The sequence below is a fragment of the Streptomyces sp. NPDC005408 genome (assembly GCF_040606445.1).
Classification (GTDB): Bacteria; Actinomycetota; Actinomycetes; order Streptomycetales; family Streptomycetaceae; genus Streptomyces.
On sequence record NZ_JBEXEX010000026.1, the window covers coordinates 21,153 to 42,842 of the forward strand.

The following is a 21,690-nucleotide window of genomic DNA, read 5'->3' on the forward strand; positions in this document are numbered from 1 at the left end:
GGGTTCGGGGGTTGCCCCCCGAGAAGGCACAGTTGTCACCGGTCGACGCCTCCCATCACGGGGTCGATGGACGCGACGGCGACGATGACGTCGGCGAGCATGCCGCCTTCGCACATCGCCGCCATGGCTTGCAGGTTGGTGAAGGACGGGTCACGGAAGTGGACCCGGTAAGGGCGCGTGCCGCCGTCGCTGACGACATGGGCTCCCAGTTCGCCCTTGGGCGACTCGACGGCGGCGTAGGCCTGTCCGGCCGGGACCCGGAAGCCCTCGGTCACGAGCTTGAAGTGGTGGATCAGGGCCTCCATGGAGGTGCCCATGATCTTCTTGATGTGGTCGAGCGAGTTGCCGAGTCCGTCCGGGCCGAGCGCGAGCTGCGCCGGCCAGGCGATCTTCTTGTCGGCGACCATGACCGGTCCCGGCTCAAGCCGGTCCAGGCACTGCTCGACGATGCGCAGCGACTGCCGCATCTCCTCGAGGCGGATGAGGAAGCGGCCGTACGAGTCGCAGGTGTCGGCGGTCGGGACGTCGAAGTCGTACGTCTCGTAGCCGCAGTAGGGGTCGGTCTTGCGCAGATCGTGGGGGAGGCCCGCGGAGCGCAGGATCGGGCCGGTCGCGCCGAGCGCCAAGCAGCCGGTCAGATCGAGGTAACCGACGTCCTGCATACGGGCCTTGAAGATGGGGTTGCCGGTGGCGAGCTTGTCGTACTCCGGCAGGTTCTTGGTCATCTTCTTGACGAACTCGCGCACCGCGTCGACCGCGCCCGGCGGCAGGTCCTGGGCGAGTCCGCCGGGACGGATGAACGCGTGGTTCATGCGCAGGCCGGTGATCAGCTCGTACAGGTCCAGGATCATCTCGCGGTCCCGGAACCCGTAGATCATGATCGTGGTGGCGCCGAGTTCCATACCGCCGGTGGCGATGGCCACCAGGTGCGAGGAGAGCCGGTTGAGCTCCATCAGCAGGACCCGGATGATCGTCGCCCGGTCCGGGATCTGGTCGGTGATACCGAGCAGCTTCTCCACGCCCAGGCAGTACGCCGTCTCGTTGTAGAACGAGGTGAGGTAATCCATGCGCGTGACGAACGTGGTGCCCTGCGTCCAGGTCCGGTATTCGAGGTTCTTCTCGATGCCGGTGTGGAGGTAGCCGATGCCGCAGCGGGCCTCGGTGACCGTCTCGCCGTCGATCTCCAGGATCAGTCGGAGCACGCCGTGCGTGGAGGGGTGCTGCGGGCCCATGTTGACGACGATGCGCTCGTCGTCGGCCTTGGCCGCCGACTGGACGACCTCGTCCCAGTCACCGCCGGTGACTGTATACACAGTCCCCTCGGTGGTCTCGCGTGCGTTCGCAGATGGGGTGGTCACGAGTACGACCTCCGCTGGTCCGGAGCCGGGATCTGGGCGCCCTTGTACTCGACGGCGATGCCGCCGAGCGGATAGTCCTTGCGCTGCGGGAAGCCCTGCCAGTCGTCCGGCATCATGATCCTGGTGAGGGCAGGGTGGCCGTCGAAGACGATCCCGAAGAAGTCGTACGTCTCGCGCTCGTGCCAGTCGTTGGTCGGATAGACCCCGACCAGGGACGGGACGTGCGGGTCGCTGTCCGGGGCGGAGACTTCGAGCCGGATCAGCCGCCCGTGGGTGATCGAGCGCAGATGGTAAACGGCGTGCAGCTCGCGGCCCTTGTCCTGCGGGTAGTGGACCCCGGATACGCCCGTACAGAGCTCGAAGCGCAGTGCCGGGTCGTCGCGCAGGGTGCGGGCCACCTGGAGAAGGTGCTCGCGGGCGATGTGGAACGTGACCTCGCCACGGTCGACGACCGTCTTCTCGATGGCGTTCTCGGGGACGAGTCCTTGTTCTTCCAGTGCGCCTTCGAGCTCGTCGGCGACCTCGTCGAAGTAACCACCGTAGGGGCGGTGCGAGGCGCCCGGCAGGGTCACGGTCCGGGTGAGCCCGCCGTAGCCACTCGTGTCCCCACCGTCGCCGGCGCCGAACATGCCCTTGCGTACGGCGATGACCTCGGCGGAATCGTCGCGCGGCGCGGGGATGTTGTTACCGTTGGTGTTTTCGCCGTCACTCACCGGAGCAGCCCCTTCATCTCGATGGTGGGGAGCGCCTTGAGGGCCGCTTCCTCCGCCTCGCGGGCCGCTTCCTCCGCGTTCACACCGAGCTTGGAGCTCTGGATCTTCTGGTGGAGCTTGAGGATCGCGTCCATCAGCATCTCCGGACGCGGCGGGCAGCCTGGCAAATAGATGTCAACGGGAACAATGTGGTCAACGCCCTGCACAATCGCGTAATTGTTGAACATTCCGCCAGATGACGCACAAACACCCATGGAGATAACCCACTTGGGGTTGGGCATCTGGTCGTAGACCTGTCGCAGGACGGGAGCCATCTTCTGGCTGACGCGTCCGGCGACGATCATCAGGTCGGCCTGGCGCGGCGAGCCGCGGAAGACCTCCATGCCGAAGCGGGCCAGGTCGTACCGTCCGGCGCCCGTCGTCATCATTTCGATGGCGCAGCAGGCCAGACCGAAGGTGGCCGGGAAGACGGATGACTTGCGCACCCAGCCCGAGGCCTGCTCGACCGTGGTCAGCAGGAAACCGCTCGGCAGCTTCTCTTCGATTCCCATTGGTGTGCCCCTCAGCCCCTCAGTCCCATTCCAGGCCGCCGCGCCGCCACACATAGGCGTAGGCGACGAAGACGGTGAGCACGAAGAGCAGCATCTCCACGAGCCCGAAAATCCCCAAGGCGTCGAAGGTGACCGCCCAGGGATAGAGGAAGACGATCTCGATGTCGAAGACGATGAAGAGCATCGCCGTCAGGTAGTACTTGATGGGAAAGCGGCCGCCTCCGGCCGGCGTGGGAGTGGGCTCGATGCCGCACTCATACGCTTCCAGTTTCGCGCGGTTGTACCGCTTTGGGCCGATAAGCGTGGCCATGACCACGGAGAAGATCGCAAACCCTGCCCCGAGGGCGCCGAGCACAAGGATGGGCGCGTAAGCATTCACCCTCCCCGCTCCTTCCAGTCGTCCTTGACCGTTGGACCGCACCGGGCATCCGCCTCGCCGCCTCGCGAAGATCGCGTACATGTGAGGCAGTTCACAAGCCCGACTGCTCCGCATCCTATGCCTGCCGGTCTGTGATCTGCGACACGGGGTAGGTCACCGCCTTTGTGATCTCCACCACCTGGCGAACGATCATGAAGTCGGATGAGCGGTGATCTTCATACGCGAAGCGCCCGAGTGATCACCAGACGTGACATCCAGTGGTGTTACCGCTGGTCGGGGAGGTGGAGCTCTATCAAGGGGTGTCCCGTACAGGCAAATTGGCGATGGACCGCATCGGGTGATAGTGGACGCCCCCTCACCCGACCGGGCGCCAGGGTGGATTGAGGTGGACGCGTGCGCGCGTTCACGAGCGCGCACCCGTCCCGGCGGTGACCTTTCTGTGACCTGCACCACTCGCTCACGGCTTCAACAAAAGCGGGCTTGGCCAAGGGTGTGAAGCGATGGTAAGCGCCAGGCAATTCGGACCTTTCACGGAAAGCCCATGATCACAGCCCTGATCGCGGCCGCCCGTTTTGCCCGTTACGGCGTCAATAAGGGCGCAAGGCAAGCGGATTCAGACGTTCCGAACCTAACTGTGGCGCAACACACGTTTCTTGAAGGGAACCGCGAGCCCCTGATAGCGGTTGTACTCATGTCCCACACCGCTCACATACCCAGCCACCGGAAGCCCCGCCGCAGCAGCTCGAAGCTCGCGCTGCGGGCCGGAGTTGCCGGTGGCGTCCTCAGCACCATCGCAGTGGCTTCAGGTGCCGGGGCGGCGACCGCCGACCCGGTGACCGAGACCATTGAGATGCCCACGCTCACCTCCGGCCTCTCCGCCGCCGTCGCGCAGTCGGCCGAGGCCACTCAGCAGGTCGCGCTCGACCTCGAGTTGCAGGCCCAGGAGGACGCGGCGGCCGCCAAGGCCGCGAAGACCGCCAAGCAGGCCAAGGCCGAGGCCGACCGCAAGGCCGAGGCCAAGAAGGCCGAAGCGAAGAAGCGCGCCGAGGCCGCGGCGCAGGAGCGCGCCTCCCGCTCCTCGGAGCGCACCACGCTCTCCGCCCCCAGCAGCAGCTCCTCGACCGCGACGGGCTCCGCCGCGACCGTTGTCGCCTTCCTCAAGGCGCAGCTCGGCGACGCCTACGTCATGGGCGCCACAGGACCCAACTCCTGGGACTGCTCCAGCCTCGTCCAGGCCGCGTTCCGTCAGGTCGGCGTCGACCTCCCGCGCGTCTCGCAGGACCAGTCGGTCGCCGGTACCCAGGTGGGCACCAGCAACCTCCAGATCGGCGACATCCTCTACTGGGGCGGCGCCGGCAGCGCGTACCACGTCGGTGTCTACATCGGTGACGGCCAGTACCTCGACGCCGCCAACCCCGGCAAGGGCGTCGTGATCCAGGACCTGTCGGGCTACCCGGCGAGTGGCGCGGTCCGCGTTCTCTGAGCGCATCAATGCCTTGAAGGGCCGCGCCTCCCCCGCTCGGGGGTGGAGCCGCGGCCCTTCGGCCGTTCACCCGGGTCAGCCCAGGTCGAAGGTGTTGGGCAGGCCGAGCCGGAAGCGGGCCTCGTCGATCCGCTTGAGCGGCTCCAGCTCCGGCGGCCGGTAGTGGCCCCAGGTGGTGCAGCGTGCGGCGGCCGAGGCATCGGCGTCCAGCAGCGCGTTCACGGCGTGCCTGGCCGCTTCGTTGGCGCCCTCCATGGACGCCAGGTTCATGCCCGTACGGATGTAGTCCCCGGCGAGGAAGAAGTTCGGCACTCTGGTCCTGGCCGACGGCCGGTCGTAGAGGGACCCCACCGGGTGGATCAGCAGCTGCTCGCGGTTGGCCGGGGCGGGGCCGCCGAGGCCGGTGACGGCCGGGTCCAGGAACCAGCCGAGCCGGTCCTCGTCCCGCAGCACCGGGTCGCCCGCACTGCCCACCGCGTCCTGGAGCTGGGCCCAGACCTCGGCCACGAACTCCTCACGCGTGCACTGTTTCGCGATCTTCCCATAGAGAATGCCTGGCTTGTCCCATTCCGACGCGATCGCCGATACGCAGTCGACGGCTCGGCCGTCGCCGTATTCGGCGGGGAAGTCGTGCGCGTCCCAGAACTGCGCCTGCCCGACCGCCGTGACCGACCACGGTGAGTCCAGACAGTTGACGTGCCCGTGCACCATGGGGCTGGGCCTACGCAGATAGAACTGCACCCCCACCATCCAGTCGGTGCGCAGGGCGTCGCAGCGCGCCAGCTGCGGATCGGCCGCCCGCAGCGCGGGACCCCAGGTCGGCCTGGCGTGCTCGACCGGCAGCGCGGAGACGTAGTGGTCCGCGGTGACGACCCGGCCGCCGGTGCCGTCCGGAGCGCCGACGCGGACGCCGGTGACCAGGCCGTCTCCGTGGAGCACCTCGCGTATCTGCGTGGAGAGGACGAACTCCACGCCGAGAGATCGCAGATGGGACACCCACGCATCGAGCCAGGCCTCGTTGGTGGGGCCGTTGAGCACCCGGTCGATGTCGCCGTCACCGTCGTGGCCGAGCCCGAGCAGGCCGAAGACCAGGAAGTTCTCCATGTAGACCCCGGCGACCGTGCGGGTCGAGGACTCTTCCGCCTTGGTGGCCGTGAGATTGCGGCTCTGCCCGATGCCGAAGATCCGCTGGTACTCCTCGCTGAAGTCGGCCGCCCGGATGAAGTCCCACCACGGGACCCGCTCCCACTGCTGCTCGCGGCGGACCTCGCAGCTGGTGAGGTAGACGAGGAGCCGGTTGACGAAGTATCCGAGCTCGTACGCGGGCATGTTGGTGGCGAGCTGCAGGGCGGAGAGAAGCTGGTCGCGTATCCAGTCGGGGGTGATGTCCTGCGGCCGGGGCGAGGTGGTGACGCGGCGCAGCGGGAAGTGGAGATCGGCCCGGCCGCCGGAGCGGGCGAAGAGGGTCTCCGTGCCGCTGCGCAAATTGTCGTGGACGCCGTTCGCGTTGCCTGGATACGGGATGCGGCGCAGGGTGTCCGGGAGGTTGCGGTAGAAGCCGGGGACGAACCTGAAGCCGTGCTCGCCGGGGAGCGGCTTTCGGCCGCCGCTCGCGGTGCCGGGCACGTCCATGGAGCGGGCCTTGCCGCCGAGGGTGTCGTAGTACTCGTACACGGTCACGGCGTAGCCGCGCTCGGCGAGTTCATGGGCGGCGCTGAGTCCGGAGACGCCGCCGCCGAGGACGGCGACGCGCTTGCCGGATGCGGCGGCCCCGGTGCCGGTGGCCGCCGAGGCGGTGCCTGGCTGCGGGACTGCGGCGGCACCGAGGGCTCCGCCCGTGGCGGTCAGGAAGCGTCTGCGGGTCTGTCCACTACGCGTCATGGACACGTAAGGCTAGGGAGCCGCGAGGGTCCCCGGAAGCCCGTGTGCGGAGGCGGCCACAGCATCCTTACACCGTGTTCGCCGCCTCCGCCCGGAAGTCAGGCCTTCGGGGCCACCTTGCTCAGCCCGTTGATGATCCGGTCCATCGCGTCGCCGCCCGTCGGGTCGGTGAGGTTGGCCAGCATCTTCAGCGTGAATTTCATCAGCATCGGATGCGTCAGCCCGCGCTGCGTCGCGATCTTCATGACCTTCGGGTTGCCGATGAGCTTCACGAACGCGCGGCCCAGCGTGTAGTAGCCGCCGTAGGTGTCCTTGAGGACCTTCGGGTAGCGGTGGAGCGCCAGCTCGCGCTGCGCCGGGGTCTGCCGGGCGTGCGCCTGGACGATCACATCGGCGACGAGCTGCCCGGACTCCATGGCGTACGCGATGCCCTCGCCGTTGAACGGGTTGACCAGCCCGCCCGCGTCGCCCACCAGCAGCAGACCCCGCGTGTAGTGCGGCTGGCGGTTGAAGGCCATCGGGAGGGCGGCGCCGCGGATCGGCATCGTCATGTTCTCCTCGGTGTACCCCCAGTCCTCGGGCATCGAGGCGCACCAGGCCTTCAGCACCTCGCGCCAGTCCAACTCCTTGAAGGACGCGGAGGTGTTGAGCACGCCGAGGCCGACGTTGGAGGTGCCGTCGCCCATGCCGAAGATCCAGCCGTAGCCGGGCAGCAGCCGGTCCTCGCCCGGGCCGCGCCGGTCCCACAGCTCCAGCCAGGACTCCAGGTAGTCGTCGTCGTGGCGGGGCGAGGTGAAGTACGTCCGCACGGCCACGCCCATCGGGCGGTCCTCGCGCCGGTGCAGCCCCATGGCGAGGGAGATCCGGGAGGAGTTGCCGTCGGCGGCGACGACGAGCGGGGCGTGGAAGGTGACCGGGGTCTTCTCCTCGCCCAGCTTGGCGTTCACACCGGTGATACGGCCCGTACGGTCGTCGATGACCGGAGCGCCGACATTGCACCGCTCGTACAGCCGCGCGCCCGCCTTCTGCGCCTGCCGGGCCAGTTGCTCGTCGAAGTCGTCCCGCTTACGGACGAGTCCGTAGTCCGGGAAAGAGGCGAGATCCGGCCAGTCGAGCTGGAGCCTGACACCGCCGCCGATGATCCGCAGGCCCTTGTTGCGCAGCCAGCCCGCTTCCTCGGAGATGTCGATGCCCATCGAGACGAGCTGCTTGGTGGCGCGCGGCGTGAGGCCGTCGCCGCAGACCTTCTCGCGCGGGAACGCGGTCTTCTCCAGGAGCAGGACGTCCAGTCCGGCCTTGGCCAGGTAGTACGCGGTCGTGGAGCCGGCCGGGCCTGCCCCGACGACGATCACATCGGCGGTGTGTTCGGAGAGGGGCTCGGTCACGGCGGGTTCTCCCGAAGACTCGATATTGCGTACCGAAGGGCACTGGACATGTGCAGTCTATGGGTGCGTACTGATCCACAAACTGAAGGGCACCCCCTATGAGCAGGCCCCTCCCCGCCGTACAGCTGCGCGTGCCCACCGACGAGGACGCCGTGGCCTGGCACCGGATCTTCGACGACCCGGAGGTCATGGAGTTCCACGGCGGGAAGGCGGCGGAGCTCTCGCTCTACGAGGAGCTGACCGCCCGGCAGCGCAGACACGACGCCGAGCGCGGTTTCTGCTTCTGGACCATGCTCGACGAGGACGGTCGGGTCATCGGCTTCACGGGGGCGCAGCCGTGGCCGCACGAGACCTTCGGCCCGGTGGGCGAGATCGAGATCGGCTGGCGGCTGGCGCGCGGTGCGTGGGGCAAGGGGTACGCGACGTCCGCCGCCCGCACCACGTTGGAGCGGGTACGGGCGGCGGGGGTCGAGCGGGTGGTGGCGATGGTGAACGCCCGCAACGAGCGCTCGATCGCGGTGATCAGGCGGCTCGGCATGGAGCTCGCCGAGACCTTCACGACACCGGCGTCCGAGCAGCAGGGCTACTGCTTCCGGCTGGAGCTCAGTTCACCGTGAACGTGCGGGTCGCGGTCGAGAAGACCACGTCCTTGCTCGCGTCCCACAGATCGGCGCGGTCGGCCGCGAGGATCGCGTACTCCGTGCCGTCCGCGGCGACGAAGGCCTGGTCGATGACGTGCCGCCGCAGGCTGCCCTCGTCGGGCTCGGGGATGTGGGTGAACTCCCAAAGGGCGCCCGGCCGTCCCTGATAGGTGTTCTGGATCAACTGACCACGCTGGTAGTCCGTTTCCGGGGTTTCCTGGTGCTTCCGCTCCAGGCCGAGGAAGTTCTCGTACGAGTTCGTCGGCGTGTTCTTGATGACGCCGATCTGGAGGTACGAGCCGCCCGTGGGGGCCTCGTAGAAGATCTGGCTGCCCGCCTGGCGGCGCTTCCAGCCGTCCATCACGCCGACGGTGAAGCCGGCGGGGTCCTGCTTGAGCACGAAGCCCGCGGGGAGGGTTGCGTCGCCCTGCGACGCGGACGGGGGGGCGGACGGGGAGGCGGACGCCTCCGAGGAGGGCGACGGGGACGCCGACGGCTGCTGGTTCTGCCCGGGGGTGGGTGACTGCGAGGCGGCGGGCGGCTTGTTCTGTGCCTGGTCGGACTCGTCGTTGTTCTTCTTCAGGAGCAGGGCCCCGGCCGTCGCGCCGCCGCCGATGGCGAACGCGGCAGTGAGGGTGGCAGTCCATATGAGGACCTTGCGCTTGCGCTCGGGCGAGGGGGCCGCGGCGGGCGCCCCGAGGGCCGGTGCGGCGCCGATGTTCATGGTGTGGGGGTCGACGGCGTACGGAGCGGAGGGCGCGGCGGCGACGGTGGCGGGGTGATCGGGGGCGGACGGGATCGCCGCAACGGGAGCGGGCGGGATCGCGGGGTTCGCCGGGTTGGCGGGGTTGACCGCCGCCTGGCCTGCCGGGGCTCCCGGAGCCCCCGGGTCCGGCGGAGTGTGGGGAGCCGCAGGCAGAGGCGCGTAGCCGGACACCGGACCGTACGCCGGAGGCATCGGCGGAGCCTGCGGGACCAGCGCCGGTTTGCCCACCAGCCGCAGCACGTACGGGCCCAGGAACGTCGCCCCGCCCACCCACAGCAGCCCGAACAGCAGCCCGTCCGGAACGCTCGGTGCAAACTCCGACGTGCCCGAGCCGCCCCAGTCCGCCAGGCCGCCCGCGAGTTTCGCCGAGACCCCGCTGACGCCGGTGAACAGCAGGACGAGTCCCAACGAGAAGCCCCCGGCGAGCAGTTGCTCGCGACGGTCCGCCGAGCGGCGTGCTGCCCAGACGCCGAGGGTGAGCGCGCAGACCACACCGAGGCTCAGCGCCCCGGCGACCGCCCCGTTGCCCCACACGTCGCCGATCTCGAACAGCCCGAAGCTGCCGTGCTCCGTGCTGGAGCCGACCATGCTGAACTGGCCCTCGATGTCGTACTTCACCGGCGCACCCCAGCTCAGACCCAGCACGGCGAAGCCGATGTTGGGCAGAATCGGCAGCGCGATCAGCAGGGCCGTGCCGTCCACATCGTCCGCGTTGGCGTACGCGACGAAGCCGACCAGCGAGCAGAGCGCCACCACCGCGCCCAGCGCGCGCACCGCTGTCCCGAAGGCGCGCACCGCCGACCGGACCCCGGGCCGCTGCGCCAGCCATGCCGTGAGGTCGTCGCGCTGCAGCACCCCGCAGCTCACCGCGAGCGAGATCGCCAGCGCGCCGAGCGCCGCGAGCAGCGGGGACGAGGAGATCTCCACACCCTGGATCTCGGGCTGCGCGAACAGCCCGAGGACCAGCACCAGTCCCGTGACCAGCAGCGAGAGCCGTACGGCTGCTTCCAGCCCGGCACCGCGCGTACGCAGCATCCGCGCGCCCAGGTAGAGCGCGCCGATCCACAGCAGGGTCACGGTCAGCGGCACGAGGGAGAGCGACGCCGCGCCCATCGCGTCCGTGCCCGAACCGCCGAAGATCCCGTCCGAGGAACCGGAGCCGGAGTCGAACCCGGAACCGGATTCGGAGCCGGAGTCGGAGTCGGAGCCGAACGGCGACGAACCACCGCTTGCCTTCACATCGAAGCCGCCGCCGAACCCCTGCAACAGCATCGCCAGCGCGATCCGCAGCCGGTCGCTCCAGCCGACGACGACCTCGTCGTCCTGGCCGTACGAGGGGACGGCGAGCGCCACCGCGAGCGCGAGCAGCAGCCCGGCAGGCCAAGCCGCGGCCTTCACCGAGGACACCCAGTCCCCGCGGAACACCCGCCCGAAGAACGCCCCCACGGGCGAGGGCTGAACGGGACCCGGGACAGTACCGGGAGCGGTACCCGGGCCGTACGCGGGCGGCGGTGGCGGAGGCGGCGCCGCAGCGGCACCGGGCAAACTCTCGCGCCCGCACGTCATGCAGAAGCGAGCCTCATCCGGGGATGGGTTGCCGCAGTGCGGGCAGTACGACGCCATGGGAAGACTCCGAGGTGAGACGCGGGGACGGGCGGGGAGATAAGAAAGCCGTAAACAAAGGTCGTAAACAACGGACACATCTTCCCCGGCCGCCGGTTCCCGTCAACTCGCAGCCCGGAACGGCCCCTTCGGGAGGACGCCCCCTTCAGGAGGGCGTCAGAAAACGGAGAGCCCCGTCAGCGTTGTGAAGCGGTCCAGTGCCGCAACTCCCGCCACCGAGTTCCCCCGTGCGTCAAGCCCCGGGCTCCACACGCACAGCGTGCAGTGCCCCGGCACGACAGCGACGATCCCGCCGCCCACGCCGCTCTTGCCCGGCAGCCCGACCCGGTAGGCGAACTCGCCCGCCGCGTCATACGTACCGCACGTCATCATCACCGCGTTGATCTGCTTGGCCTCGCTGCGCGTGAGCAGGCGCGAGTCGTCGGCGCGCAGCCCGTGGCGGGCCAGGAAGCGGGCCGCCAGCGTCAGATCGGCGCAGCTCATCTCGATCGAGCACTGCCAGAAGTAGTGGTCGAGGAGCGTGGGCACGGGGTTGGCGATATTGCCGTAGGAGGCCATGAAGTGGGCCAGCGCGGCATTGCGGTCGCCGTACGCGGACTCCGACTCGGCGACGTCCGGGTCGAAGGCCAGCTCCGCGTTCCCGCTCTCCTGCCGCAGGAATTCGAGGAGTTCGCTGCTCGCGTCGCCGGACAGGGTCAGCAGCCGGTCGGTGACGACGAGCGCGCCCGCGTTGATGAACGGATTGCGCGGAATCCCGTTCTCGTACTCCAGCTGCACCAGCGAGTTGAAGGGATTGCCGGACGGCTCACGGCCGACGCGCTCCCAGAGGCTGTCGCCGCCGTGGGCGAGCGCCAGCGCGAGCGTGAAGACCTTGGTGATCGACTGCGTGGAGAAGGGGTGCTGCCAGTCCCCGACTCCGTACACCTTGCCGTCCACGTCCGCGATGGCCATGCCGAAGCGGTGCGGGTCGACGGAGGCGAGCGCCGGGATGTACTCGGCGGGCCTGCCGCTGCCGACCTGGGGGGCGATGTCCGCCGCGATCCGTTCCAGGACCGCCTGGTAGTCCATGGCGTGCGGCTTACCGGGGCTTGGTGCCGCGGTGCAGTGCCACGATCCCGCCGCTGAGATTGCGCCACGCGACCTGGGACCAGCCCGCCCGCTGCAGCCGCTTGGCAAGTCCTGCCTGGTCGGGCCAGGCGCGGATGGACTCGGCGAGATAGACGTACGCGTCGGGGTTGGAGGAGACCGCGCGCGCCACCGGTGGCAGGGCCCGCATCAGATACTCGGTGTAGACGGTGCGGAACGGCGCCCAGGTCGGCTGCGAGAACTCGCAGATCACGACCCGCCCGCCCGGCTTGGTGACCCGGTACAGCTCACGCAGCGCCGTATCCGTGTCCTGGACATTGCGCAGCCCGAAGGAGATCGTCACGGCGTCGAAGACATCGTCGCGGAAGGGCAGCTTCGTCGCGTCGCCCGCGGTGAGCGGCAGCCACGGGTGGCGCTTCTTGCCCTCGCGCAGCATGCCGAGGGAGAAGTCGCAGGGCACGACGTACGCACCGGTGGCGGTGAAGGGGAGCGAGGACGTGCCCGTGCCCGCGGCCAGGTCCAGGACCTTCTGCGCCGGGCGGGCGTCCACCGCCTTGGCGACCTCCTTGCGCCACCGCCGGTCCTGACCGAGCGAGAGCACATCGTTGGTGAGGTCGTAGTTCGCCGCCACGTCGTCGAACATCGAGGCGACTTCGTGCGGCTGCTTGTCCAGGGTTGCTCGGGTCACGCACCCCATTCAAGCAGGCGGGGTCAGCTGCCCTTGCGCAGGAGGTACGCCATGTAGCCGAGGCCCGCCAGAAGCAGGGCGCCGAGTCCGGCGAGGCAGGTCCACCTGGACAGCCCGGAGAGCCCGGACCCGCCGTCCTCGCCCTCGTCGTCCCAGCCGTTCTCCTTCTCGTACCGCTCCTCGGCGGTGCCGGTGGCGACCGCGTCCACGAAGCGGGGCAGCGAGACCCGCAGCGGGTCGCCGTACTCACCGAGCAGCGCGGCCGTCTCCGCGTCCCGCTCGACGCCGTACTCCTGGGCGACCAGATCGTCGCCGTCCTCGTCGGCGGTCACATACACGCCGTCGCGCCGCAGCCGGTCGTGGACGAAGGCAAGCAGGACCTCCGGGTCGCCCTCGTACGGGTCGCTGCCGTGGTGGTTGCTGGGCGTGACCACGACATAGATCGGCACCTTGGACGTGCCGAGCCGCTTGCGGAGCTGTGCCTGTACGGGGGCCTTGAGCTGCGCGGATCCGGCCGGGTCGACATAGAGCGGATCGCGGGCGAGCCGGTCGGCGATGGCCCTGGCGCGGTCGGGCGGCTGCTGCGCCGTGACGGGCGTCCCGAGGAGGGACGCGGCCAGTGCCGGTACGAGCAGCAGTCTCACCGGACCCCCTCAAGGCGGTCGTCGAGCGCGGCCCCGGCCCGGCGGACCGCACGGGTCGGGGTGGGCCTTCGGCGTACGAGACGGACGAGCAGCAGGACGACCGGCCGCAGGACATATCCGCCGACCAGGGCGCCGGGGATCAGAGCGGTCACGATCTTCGCCCAGTCGTCGCCGGAGAGCCGGTCGTCGGGATGCCCGCTCGCGGTCTGGTCGTCCGAGGGGTCGTCGGCCGGACCGTCCCAGGTCGTCGCGCCGGTGAGCTTCCCGGGCGGCCTGTCCGGGAGGCGGTCGGTGGCCCGTGCGTACTCCAGCGCCAGATCGCGGATTCTGGCGCTGTCGCGCTCGCACTGCTGTGGGATCTCCAGGGGCTTCTTCTTCCCCAGCGTCTGGGTGTTGACGCCGAAGCAGCCGTCCTCCATGACCAGGATGTACGCGCCGTTCCTGCCGGTCTGCTTCGCCAGCGCGCGGATCCGCGCGTCGTTGATGTACCCCTGCGGCACGCCGGGCATGGCGGCCACGTACACCGGGGCCTTCAGCTTCTTCAGCCCATCCTCGATCTTCTTGCGGTCCTCGGCCGTGAGGAGTTGGCCGACATCCGGGTCGACATACACCGGCCGCTCCCGCAGCGTCCCGGCTGCGCGCTCGACAGGGTCGTACGGAGCGGCCGCCCCTAGGGGGTGTCTTTCGGATCTTGCCGGGCTCGCGTGCCCTGGCACGGCACCTCGCTGCGTTGTCGTCAGTCGCCGACGCTCCGCGTCGGCTCCTTCCTCCGCCTTGCGATGCTCCCCCGTAGCCCTTGGCACGGGAGGTGCCCCCATCGCCAGACCCGCTCCCTGATCCGGCCTGATCCAAAGAACACCCCCTAGCCCGAGCAGTGCGCCGGCGACGAGCACAATCCCCGCCACTCGCCTCATGCGTCGTCCTCCTCGTCGGACTCGGAGTCGGAGTCCGAGTCCGAGTCGACCCAGGTGGCGAAGACCGCGAGGAGCCGTTCCGCGTCCCAGTCGGGCGTGGCGGCCCCGTAACCGGTCGTCTTCCACACCGCGTTGACGTCGTCCGACTCGTAGTACGGCGCCGTCCTGTCCCCGGACCGCACGAGCAGCGGATCCGGGCCGTGCTCGGCACAATCGGCGCAGAGCGTGACGTCTGCCCGGCGCACGGTCCCCCGCTCGTGCAACGGGTTGTGGAAACAAGGCGGTTGGAGGTCGAACGGCACCCCGTCGCGCAGCGCCGCCAGCGCCCGCATCCCCATCCGGCTGATCTCGATCGCGGCGACGACATCGGGCAGATCGATGGCCTCGACGACCTCCAGCCCCTCCGCGTCCTCGGTCTCGAAGTCGCCGGGGATGCAGCAGATCACCAGATCGTCCGCGAGGTCCCAGGCGACCGCGGCAATGGAACCCTCCACGGCAAGCCCGGCCGCACGCGCCGTCATCAGGGCCGCCCCGAGTGCGTCGCGGCGGCGCTCGGCCAGCTCGTACAGCGTGCGGTACGTCAGGTCGGGGAGTTCGGGCGCGGACCGCCAGTCCACGGCCGGGGTCTCGGCGACGGACCGTCTGCGCCGGGGCCACAGCGGCAGATCAGTGAACCGGTGCAGCAGTCCGAGCAGCGCCACGACCACCGCGCCCGCGCTCCCGACGGCGAGTGCGGCCTTCTCCGCGCGGTACTCGGGTGCGCGGTAGGCCATGTCGTCGCCGGTCGTGTACCCGTGCCCGCCCGGTACTTGGCCGGTACGCAGCCCGTTCAGCGCGGCGACGGTGATGTCGCCGAGCGAGACGGTGCCGTCGTCGCTCCAGCCGCGCAGCCGGTTCTCGACGCTGGTGACGTCGCCGGCGGGGCTCACTCCGTACGCCCGCAGCCGGGCCCGTCCGCTCTGGTCGACATGGACGTACGCGCCGTCCTTGCGCAGCCGGTCGTGCAGCAGGGCGAGATAGGCGATGCCGTACTTGCCGCTGCCGTCGCCCTCCCAGACCGGGCTGACCGAGACGTACACGGGGATGCCCGCGGCCTTCAGCTCCCGGGCGGCGGTGCGTATGCGCTCGGAGTCCCGCGGACCGATCGCGCCCTCGTCGAGGTGCGGGCTGAGATAGACGGGGTCTTTGCGCAGGGCGTCGGCGGCGATGTCGGCGCGGGTGGGCGGCGGTTCGGTGGCGGCCTGTGCGGCTGCGGCCCTGCTCGCGGTGCCTCCGGCAAGGACGCCGACGAGGATGGCCGCACCCACGACCCGTATCGCATACGCCACTTGGAGCCCTCTCATCCGCTTGCGGGCCCAAACTTACGCTCGCCGGAACACCAGGCGTCCATCGAGGGCGGTGACCAGACAGCGGCCGTCCTCCGCGAAAACCGCAAAGTCGGCGACACCGGACTTGACCAGGACCCTGGGCCAGGGCTTCGGGGGCGCCACCGGGTAGTACCGGATGCCGGAGCGCTCGACGGCCGCCCGGACCGTGGGACGGGTGAAGGGACCCGCGAGCACGGTGGTCCCGGCCGCCAGCAGGTGCTGCACCCCGCGCCGGGCGCTCGCGCCCCACCGGGTGCCGGTCATCCCGAGCGCGGCCAGCGCCTCCCCGGTGAGCGGCTCGGTGCCCAGCTCGTCGGCCTCACGCGGGTCGGGCCAGTACGCGGACTCCAACAGGGCGACGGCGTCCGGTTCGTAGCGCCCGGGGCTGAGGATCCCGTCCCACTCCCGGACCCTGGCCCGGTCGCCGTACGCCGCGAACAGCTCCTCGTACGGCCCGATCGCGGCGAAACGCGACCCCTCGACGACGACGCCGTGCCCGAGGTCGGTCTCCATGGCGCGCGGGGCGTCGGCGGCGAGCCGTACCCCGCGGGCCCGGTGAAGTGTCAGCACGGAAGGCTCAGTTGGTGCTGAGCAGCTTCAGCTCGGGATGCGCCGTACCGCCCTCGATCGCCGTCGACGAGATGTGGGAGGCCACGCGCTCGTCGACCGGGTCGTTCGCCGGGTCGTCGTGCACAAGGATGTGCTCGTACGTCGTCGTCCGCTGCGCCGGGACCCGGCCCGCCTTGCGGATCAGGTCGATGATCTCCAGCCGGTTCGAGCGGTGCTTGGCGCCCGCCGAGGAGACCACGTTCTCCTCCAGCATGATCGAGCCAAGGTCGTCCGCGCCGTAGTGCAGCGACAGCTGGCCGACCTCCTTGCCCGTGGTCAGCCACGAGCCCTGGATGTGGGCGACGTTGTCGAGGAAGAGGCGCGCGATCGCGATCATCCGCAGGTACTCGAAGAGCGTCGCCTGCGTCTGGCCCTTGAGGTGGTTGTTCTCGGGCTGGTACGTGTACGGGATGAAGGCCCGGAAACCGCCCGTCCGGTCCTGCACGTCGCGGATCATCCGTAGGTGCTCGATCCGCTCGGCGTTGGTCTCGCCGGTGCCCATCAGCATCGTCGACGTCGACTCGACGCCCAGACCGTGCGCGATCTCCATGATCTCCAGCCACCGCTCGCCGCTCTCCTTGAGCGGGGCGATCGCCTTGCGCGGCCGCTCGGGCAGCAGCTCGGCGCCCGCGCCCGCGAAGGAGTCGAGACCGGCCGCGTGAATACGGGAGATCGCCTCCTCCACCGGGACGCCGGAGATCCGCGCCATGTGCTCGACCTCGGAGGCTCCCAGCGAGTGGATGACCAGCTGCGGGAACTCCTTCTTGATCGCGGCGAAGTGCTGCTCGTAGTACTCGACGCCGAAGTCCGGGTGGTGCCCGCCCTGGAACATGATCTGGGTGCCGCCGAGCTCGACGGTCTCGGCGCAGCGCCGCAGGATGTCCTCGAGGTCGCGCGTCCACCCCTTGGCGGTGTCCTTGGGCGGGGCGTAGAAGGCGCAGAACTTGCAGGCCGTCACGCACACGTTGGTGTAGTTGATGTTGCGCTCGATGATGTACGTCGCGATGTGCTCCGTACCGGCGTAACGCCGCTTGCGCACGGCGTCCGCCGCCGCGCCGAGTGCGTGCAGCGGTGCGGAGCGGTAGAGGTCGAGCGCCTCTTCGGGCGTGATCCGCCCACCCTCGGCAGCACGGTCCAGCACGGACTGAAGGTCGGCCTTCTCGGTCACCGGGTGTCACCTTTCGGCGGTGTTTCAGAGCATCTGCGGGCCGATCCAGCCTACGCCAGCCGCTTCGGCGACTCGCGGGCGCGGTCGGCGGGTCAGCCCTTACGCTCCAGCGTGGCGCGCGGGTCGCCCGCCCGCGGCTCGTGCGAGGTGTATTGGACACGGGCTCCGTCCAGTCGCAGCTTCACCGTGTGCGTGCCTGAGGTGCACTTGTTGCCCGGTTTGCCGCTCGACTTTCCGTCGGCGACCAGTTCCTTCGGGCTCCCGCCGCGCAGCACGAGACTGTCCTCGCAGGAGAGGTTCCCGAGCGCGTCGAACTGGCTGACCGTGGCGAACTTCGCACCCGTCTTCCCCGCGCGGATGGCGACCGAGAATGTCCCGGCCTCCAGCTCGCTGCCCGCAAAACTGACCTTGAACGTCCCCTCCCAGGTGCCGATGAAGGCCTTCGGTACCTCTTTCACCTTCTCGCCCGGCTCGGACGACGCGGTGCCCTCGGACGCCGCCGGGCTGCTCGCGCTCGGCGGGCCGCCCGCCGAGTCGTTGGTCTTGTCGGCGCCCGCGCCCGGCCACAGGTCGAGCACGAATCCGGCGCCGATCGTGACCGCAGCCAGCGCCGCGGCCACCGTCAGCGTCACCGTGCAGCTGACCTTCCGGCGGCCGCGTGCGGGCAGGCTCTCCTGTGGGCTCGGCGACGCGTCCTGGGGCGCCGCCGGCGCAGCCACGGGCCCCATGTCCTGCGGCGGCTCGACCGGCGGTCCGAACGTCCCGATCGCCGGGCTGCTGAACGCGACCGGCCCCGACACCGCCGGATCCGCCTGTGCCGGCTCCAGGTTCAGCAGGCTCACCGCCGACCGGCTGACCTGCTCGACCAGCGGGCCCGGCAGCCAGCCCGCGCCGACCAGCGAGACCGCCCCGCCCGGGGCCAGCCGGCTCGCGATCTGCGCGGGCGCGGGCCGCGCTGCCGGGTCCTTGGCCAGGCAGTCGGCGACCAGCTCCCGCAAGTCGCCCTCCAGGGAACCCAGTTCGGGCTCTTCGTGCACCACCTTGTAGAGCAGCGCGGCCGACGAGTCGCCCGGGAAGGGCGCCGCGCCCGTCGCCGCGTACGCGAGCACCGCGCCCAGCGAGAAGACGTCGGCCGCGCCTGTGATGCCCTTGCCGAGGATCTGCTCCGGCGACATGTAGCCGGGCGAGCCGACCGAGACCCCGGTGGAGGTGAGCGAGGCGGTGCCGTCGGTGGCGCGGGCGATCCCGAAGTCGATCAGCCGCGGGCCGTCCAGCGTGAGCAGCACATTGGACGGCTTCACATCCCGGTGCACCAGTTCAAGACGGTGCACGGCCGCCAGCGCCTCCGCGAGGCCCGCGCCCAGCACCCGTACCGAAGGCGAGGGCAGCGGTCCGTGCTCGGCGACCGCCTGCGACAGCGCGGGACCGGCCACGTAACCCGTCGCCACCCAGGGCACGGTCGCCTCCGGGTCGGCGTCGAGGACGGGCGCGGTCCACTCGCCGCCGACCCGCCGCGCCGCCTCCACCTCACGCCGGAAGCGTGCCCGGAACTCCTCGTCGAGCGCGAAGTGCGGATGGACGACCTTCACCGCGACGGTGCGGCCGCCTGCGCTGCGCCCGAGATAGACGCGGCCCATTCCGCCCGCCCCGAGCCGGCCGAGCAGCCGGTACGCCCCGATGCTCTGCGGCTCGCCCGGATCCAGCGGCTGCATCTGTACTCCCCCGATTGCCCTGTCTGCTCTGGCCCTTCAGCGTAGGGCCCGCCGTGTCCGGCATCACGAGGATTCCCGCCGCCCGGCAGCCAACCGAACCGGGCATCCCGTCATCTCTCCGTACGTAAATCACACCGCTTGTCCGAAAGCCGCCTGTGCCGCAACGCCTCGGCCAGAACCCTCGGAGTCCGTTCATGAAACGCCTGCCCAAAGCCCTCATAGCCGTCGTCGCCCTCGGCTCTGTCGCGCTCGGCTCTTATGCGCTCGGCGCAGGCTGGTGGGAGGAGGGCGAGCCGCTCACCTTCGACGGCCCCACCGCCGCGGCCCCCGTCCGGCAGGGCGGCGGCGCCCAGGACACGGGCGACAAGGCGGCCGACGAAGCCGCCGCGAAGACGCTGATGCCCACCGGTCCGAAGGCCTCGTTCACCACGCAGAACAGCCTCGACGACGGCACCAAGATCGGCGTCACCAGGCTGGTGGGCAAGAAGTCGGGCTTCGAGGGCAAGGTGTGGGTCTGGGCCCCCAAGGAGTACTTCGACCCCAAGTACGCGGGCAGCGGTTTCCCCGTGCTGATCGCGCTGCCCGGCGGCAACGGCTACCCCAAGAACTACTGGATGGGCACCGACCTCAAGCTGCAGAGCAGCATCAGCAAGTGGTCGAAGGAGGGCAAGAGCCTGCCCTTCATCGTGGTCATGCCGGTGCTCAACCCGGACGCCAAGTACTACTACGACGGCAGTGACATACCGGGGCAGCCGAAGATGGGCACCTGGATGACGGAGGACGTCCCCGACTTCGTGAAGGCCAACTTCCGTACCTTCAAGTCCCGTGACGGCTGGGCCTTCATGGGCTCATCGTCCGGCGCGTTCGTCGGCCTGAAGTCGGTGCTCCAGCGCCCGGACAAGTTCAAGGCCGTGATCGCCTCCGGTCCCGACACCGTCCCGGACTCGCCGCTGTGGGCGGGCCACGAGACGCAGCGGCAGGCCAACAACCCGGAGAAGCTCGCCAAGGCTCTGGCCGCCAAGCCCGACTCCAAGGACAACGACGTCTATCTGGCCTTCCAGATAGGCACCAAGGAGCGCGGGGTGAACAGCCTCAAGCGCTTCGTCCACGACTACTGCAAGGGCCCGGTCAAGAGCCGCCTCCAGCTCATCCAGGACGGCGAACACAACGCCAAGACCTACGTGAAGGGCATGGGGGACGGATCCATCCAGTGGATCAGCGAGCACATGCAGGCCCCCATACCCACCTCCTGAGCGGCTCCCGCCGTCACTGGCCGAGCAGCTCCACGCGTACGTCCGCCGGGAACCCGGTCGTCGGTCCGGTCCGGCGCGCGAATTCCCGTACGCCCGCGAGTTGCTCGGGCCCGAAGCGGAAGTCCAGCGTCGTGAAGTACCGCTCGAGCAGCGCCGCGTCGAAGGTCTCCCAGCGCGCCGCCTGCTCGGCGACCTTGGCGACTTCCTCCAGCGATACGTCCCGCGAGGCGAGGAAGGCCTCGTGCACCTTCTGGACGACGAGGGGCTCGCGCGCCAGATAGTCCTTGCGCGCAGCCCACACCGCGAAGACGAAGGGCAGCCCGGTCCACTCCTTCCACATCAGCCCCAGATCGTGGACCTGGAGGCCGAGCCGGGGAGCGTCGTGCAGCGAGGCACGGAGCGCGGCGTCCCCGATCAGCACGGCCGCCTCCGCCTCCTGCATCATCAGGCCGAGGTCGGGCGGGCAGGTGTAGTAGTCGGGCGCCACCTTGTACTGCTCGCCCAGGAGCAGCTGCGCCAGCCGCACCGACGTACGCGAGGTGGAGCCGAGCGCGACCCTCGCACCGTCCAGCCGCTCCAGCGGAACCTGGGACACGATCACGCAGGACATGACAGGGCCGTCGCAGCCGACCGCGAGATCGGGAAAGGCGACGAGCTGATCGGCATTGCGCAGGAATTCGACGAGGGTGACCGGCGCGATATCGAGATCGCCGCGCACCAACTGCTCGCTGAGCTTCTCCGGGGTGTCCTTCGTCAGCTCAAGATCGAGGAGAGTTCCGGTACGGGCCAGCCCCCAGTACAGGGGGAGACAGTTCAGGAACTGGATGTGGCCGACGCGGGGCCGGCTGCGACGGTGGTCGGTAGCTGTGCTTTCTCCAAGACTGTCCACATCGCGAGGCTAGACCTGTGGCTCGCGGGCGACCGCGCCGGGGCGGTGCGCGCCCCTCCCGAGCTGCGATTCGTCATCGAATCATGATCCCTTCAAACCTCCGGGTGACGTGATCTTTCCCCCTACCGCTGCGCACACGCTGCGTGCTAGGCTCAACGCAAGTTGCAGTTTGGTTTCCCTTGCAGTACAGAGCCTGCGGAGCATGTAACCCGCAGGCTTTTGTAGTTTTCAGACTTCTTGCAGGTTCTGGAGCAGGGCAACCCTTTGGCCCAAGGAGGGCTTATGGCTACCGGAACCGTCAAGTGGTTCAACGCTGAAAAGGGCTTCGGCTTCATCGCCCAGGACGGCGGCGGCCCGGATGTCTTCGTCCACTACTCCGCGATCAACGCGACCGGCTTCCGCTCCCTCGAGGAGAACCAGGTCGTGAACTTCGACGTCACTCAGGGCCCGAAGGGCCCGCAGGCGGAGAACGTCACCCCGGCCTAGTCAGCCAGGGTCGGCGATCGCGCACGACTTGCAGTACCAAGGAGCCCCGTTCCGCATGGACCGGGGCTCCTGCCTTTTGAAGCCTCGGAAGTAT

General features: G+C 69.6%; 20 protein-coding genes and 1 pseudogene. 4 read left to right on the plus strand and 17 right to left on the minus strand.

The window, feature by feature from the left end:
* Nucleotides 1-35: 35 nt before the first annotated feature.
* The 4 genes from ABZS64_RS23370 to ABZS64_RS23385 are packed head-to-tail and all read right to left on the minus strand — an operon-like array spanning nt 36 to nt 3,001.
* The gene (locus ABZS64_RS23370) at nt 36-1,358 is read right to left on the minus strand and encodes an NADH-quinone oxidoreductase subunit D (RefSeq protein ID WP_355832838.1); all 1,323 of its coding nucleotides are present in this window, start codon (nt 1,356-1,358) and stop codon (nt 36-38) included.
* A complete protein-coding gene (locus ABZS64_RS23375) occupies nt 1,355-2,071 on the minus strand; it encodes an NADH-quinone oxidoreductase subunit C (RefSeq protein ID WP_355832841.1) in 717 nt (238 codons plus the stop codon). The genes ABZS64_RS23370 and ABZS64_RS23375 overlap by 4 nt, the downstream gene beginning before the upstream one ends.
* On the minus strand, nt 2,068-2,622 hold the full coding sequence (locus tag ABZS64_RS23380; protein WP_355832844.1) for an NADH-quinone oxidoreductase subunit B family protein: 555 nt from the start codon (nt 2,620-2,622) through the stop codon (nt 2,068-2,070). The genes ABZS64_RS23375 and ABZS64_RS23380 overlap by 4 nt, the downstream gene beginning before the upstream one ends.
* A 19-nt stretch (nt 2,623-2,641) precedes the next feature.
* Nucleotides 2,642-3,001, minus strand: coding sequence for an NADH-quinone oxidoreductase subunit A (locus tag ABZS64_RS23385; protein WP_003992243.1), 360 nt, complete (start codon nt 2,999-3,001; stop codon nt 2,642-2,644).
* Between the two features lie 691 nt (nt 3,002-3,692).
* Here ABZS64_RS23385 and ABZS64_RS23390 point away from each other — a divergent pair.
* The gene (locus ABZS64_RS23390) at nt 3,693-4,484 is read left to right on the plus strand and encodes a C40 family peptidase (RefSeq protein WP_355832847.1); all 792 of its coding nucleotides are present in this window, start codon (nt 3,693-3,695) and stop codon (nt 4,482-4,484) included.
* 75 nt (nt 4,485-4,559) lie between these two features.
* Here the strand turns inward: ABZS64_RS23390 and ABZS64_RS23395 are convergent, their stop codons facing one another.
* Nucleotides 4,560-6,365 (minus strand): FAD-dependent oxidoreductase, encoded by a 1,806-nt coding sequence (locus tag ABZS64_RS23395; protein ID WP_355832849.1) that lies wholly within the window; start codon nt 6,363-6,365, stop codon nt 4,560-4,562.
* A gap of 98 nt (nt 6,366-6,463) precedes the next feature.
* Nucleotides 6,464-7,750: a geranylgeranyl reductase family protein gene (locus ABZS64_RS23400; protein WP_355832852.1), complete on the minus strand. Its 1,287-nt coding sequence runs from the start codon at nt 7,748-7,750 to the stop codon at nt 6,464-6,466.
* A 98-nt stretch (nt 7,751-7,848) separates the two neighbouring features.
* Here ABZS64_RS23400 and ABZS64_RS23405 point away from each other — a divergent pair, with 98 nt between their 5' ends.
* Nucleotides 7,849-8,367: a GNAT family N-acetyltransferase gene (locus ABZS64_RS23405; protein ID WP_355832855.1), complete on the plus strand. Its 519-nt coding sequence runs from the start codon at nt 7,849-7,851 to the stop codon at nt 8,365-8,367.
* On the opposite strand, the gene ABZS64_RS23410 is transcribed toward ABZS64_RS23405, so the two are convergent.
* From ABZS64_RS23410 to ABZS64_RS23455, 10 genes and pseudogenes are all read right to left on the minus strand, one after another.
* Nucleotides 8,354-10,603, minus strand: coding sequence for a hypothetical protein (locus ABZS64_RS23410; RefSeq protein ID WP_355833044.1), 2,250 nt, complete (start codon nt 10,601-10,603; stop codon nt 8,354-8,356). The genes ABZS64_RS23405 and ABZS64_RS23410 overlap by 14 nt on opposite strands.
* Before the next feature lie 108 nt (nt 10,604-10,711).
* Nucleotides 10,712-10,780: pseudogene (locus ABZS64_RS23415) on the minus strand (zinc-ribbon domain-containing protein); the annotation flags it as partial.
* A 156-nt stretch (nt 10,781-10,936) separates the two neighbouring features.
* Nucleotides 10,937-11,848 carry a glutaminase gene (locus tag ABZS64_RS23420; protein ID WP_355832858.1) on the minus strand — a complete coding sequence of 304 codons (912 nt, stop codon included), beginning with the start codon at nt 11,846-11,848 and terminating at the stop codon, nt 10,937-10,939.
* Between the two features lie 10 nt (nt 11,849-11,858).
* A complete protein-coding gene (locus tag ABZS64_RS23425; protein ID WP_355832861.1) occupies nt 11,859-12,554 on the minus strand; it encodes a demethylmenaquinone methyltransferase in 696 nt (231 codons plus the stop codon).
* A 23-nt stretch (nt 12,555-12,577) separates the two neighbouring features.
* Nucleotides 12,578-13,198, minus strand: a complete 621-nt coding sequence (locus tag ABZS64_RS23430) for a hypothetical protein (RefSeq protein ID WP_355832864.1) — start codon at nt 13,196-13,198, stop codon at nt 12,578-12,580.
* Nucleotides 13,195-13,809, minus strand: coding sequence for a hypothetical protein (locus tag ABZS64_RS23435; RefSeq protein WP_355832866.1), 615 nt, complete (start codon nt 13,807-13,809; stop codon nt 13,195-13,197). Before ABZS64_RS23435 ends, ABZS64_RS23430 begins: the two co-directional genes overlap by 4 nt.
* A 299-nt stretch (nt 13,810-14,108) precedes the next feature.
* Nucleotides 14,109-15,419 (minus strand): hypothetical protein, encoded by a 1,311-nt coding sequence (locus tag ABZS64_RS23440; RefSeq protein ID WP_355832869.1) that lies wholly within the window; start codon nt 15,417-15,419, stop codon nt 14,109-14,111.
* A gap of 54 nt (nt 15,420-15,473) precedes the next feature.
* A complete protein-coding gene (locus tag ABZS64_RS23445) occupies nt 15,474-16,049 on the minus strand; it encodes a hypothetical protein (RefSeq protein WP_355832872.1) in 576 nt (191 codons plus the stop codon).
* A 7-nt stretch (nt 16,050-16,056) separates the two neighbouring features.
* Complete coding sequence (gene mqnC, locus ABZS64_RS23450; RefSeq protein WP_355832875.1) at nt 16,057-17,256, minus strand: cyclic dehypoxanthinyl futalosine synthase; 1,200 nt, start codon at nt 17,254-17,256, stop codon at nt 16,057-16,059.
* A gap of 92 nt (nt 17,257-17,348) precedes the next feature.
* Nucleotides 17,349-18,968, minus strand: a complete 1,620-nt coding sequence (locus ABZS64_RS23455; protein ID WP_355832878.1) for a protein kinase — start codon at nt 18,966-18,968, stop codon at nt 17,349-17,351.
* Between the two features lie 194 nt (nt 18,969-19,162).
* Here ABZS64_RS23455 and ABZS64_RS23460 point away from each other — a divergent pair, with 194 nt between their 5' ends.
* Nucleotides 19,163-20,221, plus strand: coding sequence for an alpha/beta hydrolase-fold protein (locus tag ABZS64_RS23460; RefSeq protein WP_355832881.1), 1,059 nt, complete (start codon nt 19,163-19,165; stop codon nt 20,219-20,221).
* 13 nt (nt 20,222-20,234) lie between these two features.
* On the opposite strand, the gene ABZS64_RS23465 is transcribed toward ABZS64_RS23460, so the two are convergent.
* Nucleotides 20,235-21,110, minus strand: a complete 876-nt coding sequence (locus ABZS64_RS23465; RefSeq protein WP_355832884.1) for a menaquinone biosynthesis protein — start codon at nt 21,108-21,110, stop codon at nt 20,235-20,237.
* A gap of 282 nt (nt 21,111-21,392) precedes the next feature.
* Between ABZS64_RS23465 and ABZS64_RS23470 the strand changes: the two genes are divergently transcribed.
* On the plus strand, nt 21,393-21,596 hold the full coding sequence (locus ABZS64_RS23470) for a cold-shock protein (RefSeq protein WP_017948713.1): 204 nt from the start codon (nt 21,393-21,395) through the stop codon (nt 21,594-21,596).
* Nucleotides 21,597-21,690 lie beyond the last annotated feature (94 nt).